Annotated in this window: 6 protein-coding genes; 3 read left to right on the forward strand and 3 right to left on the reverse strand. The window is 71.7% G+C overall.

Annotation, left to right across the window (positions count from 1 at the left end):
* Positions 1-193: 193 nt before the first annotated feature.
* Positions 194-949 carry an SIS domain-containing protein gene (locus ABZ192_RS21525; RefSeq protein ID WP_356926040.1) on the forward strand — a complete coding sequence of 252 codons (756 nt, stop codon included), beginning with the start codon at positions 194-196 and terminating at the stop codon, positions 947-949.
* An 8-nt stretch (positions 950-957) separates the two neighbouring features.
* Here the strand turns inward: ABZ192_RS21525 and ABZ192_RS21530 are convergent, their stop codons facing one another.
* Both ABZ192_RS21530 and ABZ192_RS21535 read right to left on the reverse strand, forming a co-directional pair.
* Positions 958-2,361 carry a PAS domain-containing protein gene (locus ABZ192_RS21530; protein ID WP_356926041.1) on the reverse strand — a complete coding sequence of 468 codons (1,404 nt, stop codon included), beginning with the start codon at positions 2,359-2,361 and terminating at the stop codon, positions 958-960.
* 167 nt (positions 2,362-2,528) lie between these two features.
* The gene (locus tag ABZ192_RS21535) at positions 2,529-2,942 is read right to left on the reverse strand and encodes a RidA family protein (RefSeq protein ID WP_356926042.1); all 414 of its coding nucleotides are present in this window, start codon (positions 2,940-2,942) and stop codon (positions 2,529-2,531) included.
* A 290-nt stretch (positions 2,943-3,232) separates the two neighbouring features.
* Here ABZ192_RS21535 and ABZ192_RS21540 point away from each other — a divergent pair, with 290 nt between their 5' ends.
* Positions 3,233-3,706 carry a diadenosine tetraphosphate hydrolase gene (locus tag ABZ192_RS21540; RefSeq protein WP_356926055.1) on the forward strand — a complete coding sequence of 158 codons (474 nt, stop codon included), beginning with the start codon at positions 3,233-3,235 and terminating at the stop codon, positions 3,704-3,706.
* Between the two features lie 51 nt (positions 3,707-3,757).
* Here ABZ192_RS21540 and ABZ192_RS21545 read toward each other — a convergent pair whose 3' ends face one another.
* Positions 3,758-4,858, reverse strand: coding sequence for a citrate synthase 2 (locus tag ABZ192_RS21545; RefSeq protein ID WP_356926043.1), 1,101 nt, complete (start codon positions 4,856-4,858; stop codon positions 3,758-3,760).
* A gap of 285 nt (positions 4,859-5,143) precedes the next feature.
* Here ABZ192_RS21545 and pdxH point away from each other — a divergent pair, with 285 nt between their 5' ends.
* Positions 5,144-5,812 (forward strand): pyridoxamine 5'-phosphate oxidase, encoded by a 669-nt coding sequence (gene pdxH, locus ABZ192_RS21550; protein ID WP_010035799.1) that lies wholly within the window; start codon positions 5,144-5,146, stop codon positions 5,810-5,812.
* The last annotated feature ends 188 nt before the right edge of the window (positions 5,813-6,000 follow it).

The raw sequence follows: 6,000 nt of genomic DNA on the forward strand, positions 1-6,000 counted from the left end.
CGGCGTGTGCGCTGGCCCTGCACTCAATTCTGCCGGATACCACCGACAACCGTGCCGCGGGAGGGAAAGCGAAGGTTATCCGTGCCCGCGGCGGGGTACGGAGGAGCCTTTCACGGCCGTATTGACACCGCACTGGTCCAGACCGCACCGTGATGCGCGACACTCGGCCCCAGCCCAGCCCGAAGGGACCCGTATGAGCGACCGCGCGCCGGCCGGCCAGTTCCTCGACGCCGCGATCGGCCTGCTGCGGCGGGTCCGCGACGAGGAGGCCGACAGCATCGCGGCGGCCGGGACGCTCCTCGCCGACACCGTCGAGAACGGCGGCCGCCTCTTCGCCTTCGGTGCCGGGCACTCCTCCCTCGCCGCGCAGGACCTCGTCTACCGCGCCGGCGGTCTCGCCCTGATGAACCTGCTGGCCGTGCCGGGTGTCGTCGGCGTCGACGTCATGCCCGCGCCGCTCGGCTCCGCCCTGGAACGCGTCGACGGCCTCGCGAGCGCCGTCCTGGACAGTTCCCCGCTCCGCGCGGGCGACGCCCTGCTCATCATCTCCCTCTCGGGGCGCAACGCCCTTCCCGTGGAGATGGCCCTGCACGCGCGCGCCCTCGGCGTGCGGGTCATCGGCGTGACGTCGGTGGCGTACGCCTCGGAGACGACGTCACGGCACGCCTCGGGGACGTATCTCAAGGACCACTGCGATCTCGTCCTCGACTCGAAGATCGCCGTCGGCGACGCCGAACTCACCCTCGACAACGTCCCCGCCCCCTTCGCCCCCGCCTCCACGGTCGTCACCTCGGCCCTCCTCCAGGCCGTCATGGCGACGACGGCCGCCACCCTCGCCGACCGCGGCCTCGAACCGCCGCTGCTGCGCTCCGGGAACGTCGACGGGGGCCACGACTGGAACGCGCGGGTCATGGAGCAGTACCGGGACCGGATCTTCTACCGGCACTGACCCGTCGCTCACTCCTCGTCCGACAGCCCCGCGAGGTCCAGCGACGCGGCGATCCGTACCGCCACGTCCTCCGCGTACATCGCGTCGGACCGCTCGAAGGCGCTGCGCCCCGCGCCCCGCAGGAACGTCACGACGCCCAGCGTCCGCCCCCGGCTGCGCAGCACCGCGCACAGGGCGTGCACGGCGTCCGGCGGCCACTGGCGGGCCAGCGCCCACTCCCGGGCCTGCTCGGGCGGGACGGTGCCCGCGCTCGCCCGCAGCGCGCCGACGCGCTCCACGCACTGCAGGGCCGGATGCCCCTCGGCGTACCGCACGGGCAGACCCGCCCCGTCGGCGAGCTTGCTCGGCCCCGGCGCGCCGGAGGGCGTCTCGGCGACCCGTACCAGCCGGACCGGCGCCTCGGTCTCCGCCTCGGTGAGCGCGCCACCGGCCACCCGGTCGATCAGCGCGTGGTCGGCGAAACCGGCCAGGGCGAAGTCCAGGTGGATCGTCGCGGCCTCCGCCGGGTCCTCGCACTCGGCGGCGGCCCGCGAGGCCCGGTGCAGCTGCTGCGTACGGAACCGCAGCAGCGACGCCTCCTGCTCGCTCTGCTTGGCCTCCGTCACGTCCTGGAACAGCCAGCCGACACCCAGCGGAACAGGCTCCTCCGCGAGCGGCGAGGCCAGCCGGAGGAAACCGCTGCGCCAGCACCGCCGCCGCTCCCCCTCGGGTGCGCGCACCGTCACCCACACCTCGGCGGGCGCGGGCGGCGCGCCCTCCGCCAGCACATGCTGAAGCGCGCTCTCCAGCTCCTCCATGCCCTGCGTGAGCAGCTCCCCGAGCGGCCGCCCGAGCACGGACGTACGCCCCGTGCCCAGCGCCCGGGCCGCGTGCGCGTTCACCACGGCGGGCCGCAGGTCGACGTCCACGAGCACGACACCCCAGCTGGCGTCCTCGAAGAGCGCCTCGCTGAGGGCGATCGACCGCTCCAGATCGATCTGCGTGTGCACCTCGCTGAAAGCGCAGTACACACCCGCGGGCTTTCCGTCAGGACCCCGCACGGCCGCCGACTGCATCCGTACGAGGACCCGCCCGCCGTCCTTCGTCAGCAGCGCGAACTCGTGGACCTGGCGCCCCGGCGCGTGCATGGCGGACATCAGCCGCCCCTCGACCTCCTCGGCGTCCGCGCTGCGCACGGCCCACCCGGCGAGGCCCCGCCGCCCCACGGCCTCGTCCGCGCTCCAGCCCAGAATCCGCTCGGCCTCGCGGTTCCAGTGCGTCACGACCCCGTCGGCGTCGAAGGCGCACAGCGCCGCGTCCATGCCGTCCAGCAGCGCGGCGAGCAGATCCGAGCCGTCCGAACCGTCCCGCTCGGGCTCGGGCTCGTCCGGCCCCAGCTCGTCGGTGGTCCCACTACGCCGGGAAGCACTCACCTGGACCCCCTGCAGGCTTGCGTCCGCACGTACGTCACGTCGGTTCGCTACTTGCAATCATTCAACTGGAACGTGACCCAGCGCACACCGAGTTCCCACAACATTGAAGGAATCGTTGTACGGCGGCGATCCCCACGTCAACGCCTTGACGGCGGCCTGCCGCGGACTCAGTCGATCAGCGCCACACCCCCAGTACCACTCCCGCGGCGCGCGTACACCTCGATTTCGATCTTCATCCGGGGGTCCGCCAGCCCGCACACCACCATCGTCGCGGCCGGCCGCACCTCGCCGAAGCACGCCCGCAGCACCGGCCAGCACGGTTCGAAGTCCTCCCGCTCCGGCAGCAGGTACCGCACCCGCACGACGTCCGCGAAGGAACACCCCGCCTTCTCCAGCGCGGCCCCTATGTTCCGCAGGCACTGCTCGGCCTGCTCCACGACGTCGCCGGAGATCGTCATGTCCGCGTAGTCGAACCCGGTCGTCCCCGACACATGCACCCAGTCCCCGTCCACCACGGCCCGGGCGTAACCGATCCGCTCCTCGAACACCGAACCGCTGAGAATCGCCTGTCGCTGCGTCATGGGGTCAAGGTCTCAGAAAATCGGTTGATCCGAGGCCGGACCGTTTCCTAGGGTTCCAGGTACACGAGAAGGGAGGTGGTTCGGCAGATGTATGAGAACCGGACGCGTGAGGTGGCTGCGGGCTAGCGGCCCGTCACCACACACAGTGCGGTGCCGGACCAGCGCGTGAGCGAAGCGTGCAGCCGGCCCAATCTCCAGCAGTCACCCGACCCGCGAGCCGCCGGTACGTCCGGCCGGCCCTCCTGAGGAGGACCAGGCTCGCGGGTCGTCTGCGTTTTCGGGGGGCGATGGTGGTGGGTGCGTGGCGCGACGACCGGATCGGCAGCGCCCTGCGGGGTGAGAATCCGGCCGTGATGCGGAGGCTGGACGCCGGGTTCGCGGTGATCGGCGATGTGCAGTTTCTGCCCGGCTACTCGGTGCTGCTGACCGATGATCCCTCGGTGGAGCGGCTGTCGGAGTTGCCGCGGAGCAGGCGGCTGGCGTTTCTGGGGGACATGGAGCGGCTGGGGGAAGCCGTCGAGCGGGCCTGCCGGCGGGTGGAGTCGGGGTTCCGGCGGGTCAATCTGGAGATTCTCGGGAACGCCGACGGGTTCCTGCACGCGCATGTGTGGCCGCGGTACGACTGGGAGCCCGAGGATCTCGTGCGGCTGCCCGTGTGGCTGTATCCGCGGGAGATGTGGAGCGAGGAGCGGTATGCGCTCGGGGCGCGGCACGGCCCGCTGCGGGAGGCGATCGGGGAGGAGCTGGACCGGCTCACGGGGTGAGACGTGCGGACGGCCCCACCCCGAGCGGGGTGAGGCCGTGGGGGAGACGGATCAGCGGGCGATGTCCTCGTAGCCCTCGATCTCGCGGGGGTTGCGGGAGCCGGGACCCGTGTAGCGGGCCGAGGGGCGGACCAGGCGGCCCGTGCGCTTCTGTTCCAGGATGTGGGCGGACCAGCCGGCCGTGCGGGCGCAGGTGAACATCGAGGTGAACATGTGGGCGGGGACCTCGGCGAAGTCCAGGACGATCGCGGCCCAGAACTCGACGTTGGTGGCCAGGACCCGGTCGGGGCGGCGGGCGTGGAGTTCCGCCAGGGCCGCCTTCTCCAGGGCCTCGGCGACCTCGAAGCGGGGGGCGCCCAGTTCGCGGGCCGTGCGGCGCAGGACCCTCGCCCTCGGGTCCTCGGCGCGGTAGACGCGGTGGCCGAAGCCCATGAGGCGTTCGCCCTTGTCGAGCGCGTTCTTGACGTAGGCCTCGGCGTCTCCCGTGCGTTCGATCTCCTCGATCATGCCGAGGACGCGGGAGGGGGCGCCGCCGTGGAGAGGGCCCGACATCGCGCCGACCGCTCCGGACAGGGCCGCCGCCACGTCCGCGCCGGTCGAGGCGATCACGCGGGCCGTGAAGGTGGACGCGTTCATGCCGTGTTCCGCGGCGCTCGTCCAGTAGGCGTCCACCGCCGCCACGTGCTTGGGGTCCGGCTCGCCCCGCCAGCGGATCATGAAGCGCTCGACGACCGAGTGGGCCTTGTCGATCTCGCGCTGCGGGACCATCGGCAGGCCCTGGCCGCGGGCCGACTGGGCGACGTAGGACAGGGCCATGACGGCCGCCCGGGCCAGGTCCTCGCGGGCCTGCTCGGCGTCGATGTCCAGGAGGGGTTTCAGGCCCCAGACGGGCGCGAGCATGGCCAGCGCGGACTGGACGTCGACGCGGATGTCGCCGGAGTGGACGGGGATGGGGAACGGCTCGGCAGGCGGCAGGCCCGGGTTGAAGGCGCCGTCGACGAGCAGGCCCCAGACGTTGCCGAAGGAGACGTGGCCGACGAGGTCCTCGATGTCGACGCCCCGATAACGCAGGGCGCCGCCCTCCTTGTCCGGCTCGGCGATCTCCGTCTCGAACGCGACGATTCCCTCGAGCCCGGGTACGAAGTCGGACATCAGGCGGCTCCTCGTGATGTAAGCGACAGATGGTGTGATGTGGGGTGGGACGAACGAACCATGTGTCAGTCAGCTTGCGCAGCGGGCGGCCGCCCTGAGGATCCACGGTCGTGTGCGGCGACTCGCGGTCCCGGACGGTCTCCCCTGTGATGCCCCGTGCGGCTGGCGGTCACCCAACCGGAACGGCACGGAAACGATATCCCCGAGTGCCACCGTTGGGGAGGGTTCACGGCACTCAGTGCCAGGCAGTGACGAAGGACACCGTCCATACGGCAAGATGACCGGGTGACCGACCGCGACGCCGTCCCCTTCGACCTGGCCTCGATGCGCAAGCAGTACCGGGCCGAGGGCCTCTCCGAGAACGAGCTGGCCGCCACCCCCGTCGAGCAGTTCGCGCGCTGGTTCAAGCAGGCCGCGACGGACGGCGGGCTGTTCGAGCCCAACGCCATGATCGTTTCGACGGCCGATGCCGAGGGCCGCCCCAGCTCCCGCACGGTGCTGCTGAAGCACTTCGACGAACAGGGCTTCGTCTTCTACACGAACTACGACTCCCGCAAGGCCCGTGACCTGGCGGAGAACCCGTACGTCTCGCTGCTGTTCCCCTGGCATCCGATGGCCCGGCAGGTCATCGTGACCGGGGTCGCGCGGCGGACCGGGCGGGACGAGACGGCGGCGTACTTCCGGACCCGGCCGCACGGATCGCAGCTCGGGGCGTGGGCCAGCGCCCAGTCCTCGGTGATCGCCACGCGTGCGGACATCGACGGGGCGTACGCCGAACTGGCCGCCCGCTATCCCGAGGGCGAGCAGGTCCCCGTGCCGCCGCACTGGGGCGGTTTCCGGGTGGCCCCGCAGACGGTGGAGTTCTGGCAGGGCCGTGAGAACCGGCTGCACGACCGGTTGCGGTACGTGGAGCGGGCCGACGGGAGCTGGCGCGTGGAGCGGCTCAGTCCCTGAGCGGACATCCCCGACATCCCGACATCCCCGGGCGGAAACCCCCTAGTAGTGCTTCGTTAGGTTCTGGGCTGTCTGTGGCTGCTCCGAGGGCTGGGTAGGCGCCGTCCGCAGGTGGTGCAGGTACCGGTCCAGCACCTCAGCAGGTCCTGAAGAACGTCGAGGACCTGGTAGAGGGTCAGGCCGGTGTG

It is taken from the genome of Streptomyces sp. NPDC006235 (assembly GCF_040613735.1).
Lineage (GTDB): Bacteria > Actinomycetota > Actinomycetes > Streptomycetales > Streptomycetaceae > Streptomyces.

Excerpts from the sequence above, each read along its gene's own strand:
- ABZ192_RS21525 (WP_356926040.1), top strand. The coding sequence starts at position 194 with ATGAGCGACCGCGCGCCGGCCGGCCAGTTCCTCGACGCCGCGATCGGC.
- ABZ192_RS21535 (WP_356926042.1), bottom strand. The coding sequence starts at position 2,942 with ATGACGCAGCGACAGGCGATTCTCAGCGGTTCGGTGTTCGAGGAGCGG.
- ABZ192_RS21545 (WP_356926043.1), bottom strand. The coding sequence starts at position 4,858 with ATGTCCGACTTCGTACCCGGGCTCGAGGGAATCGTCGCGTTCGAGACG.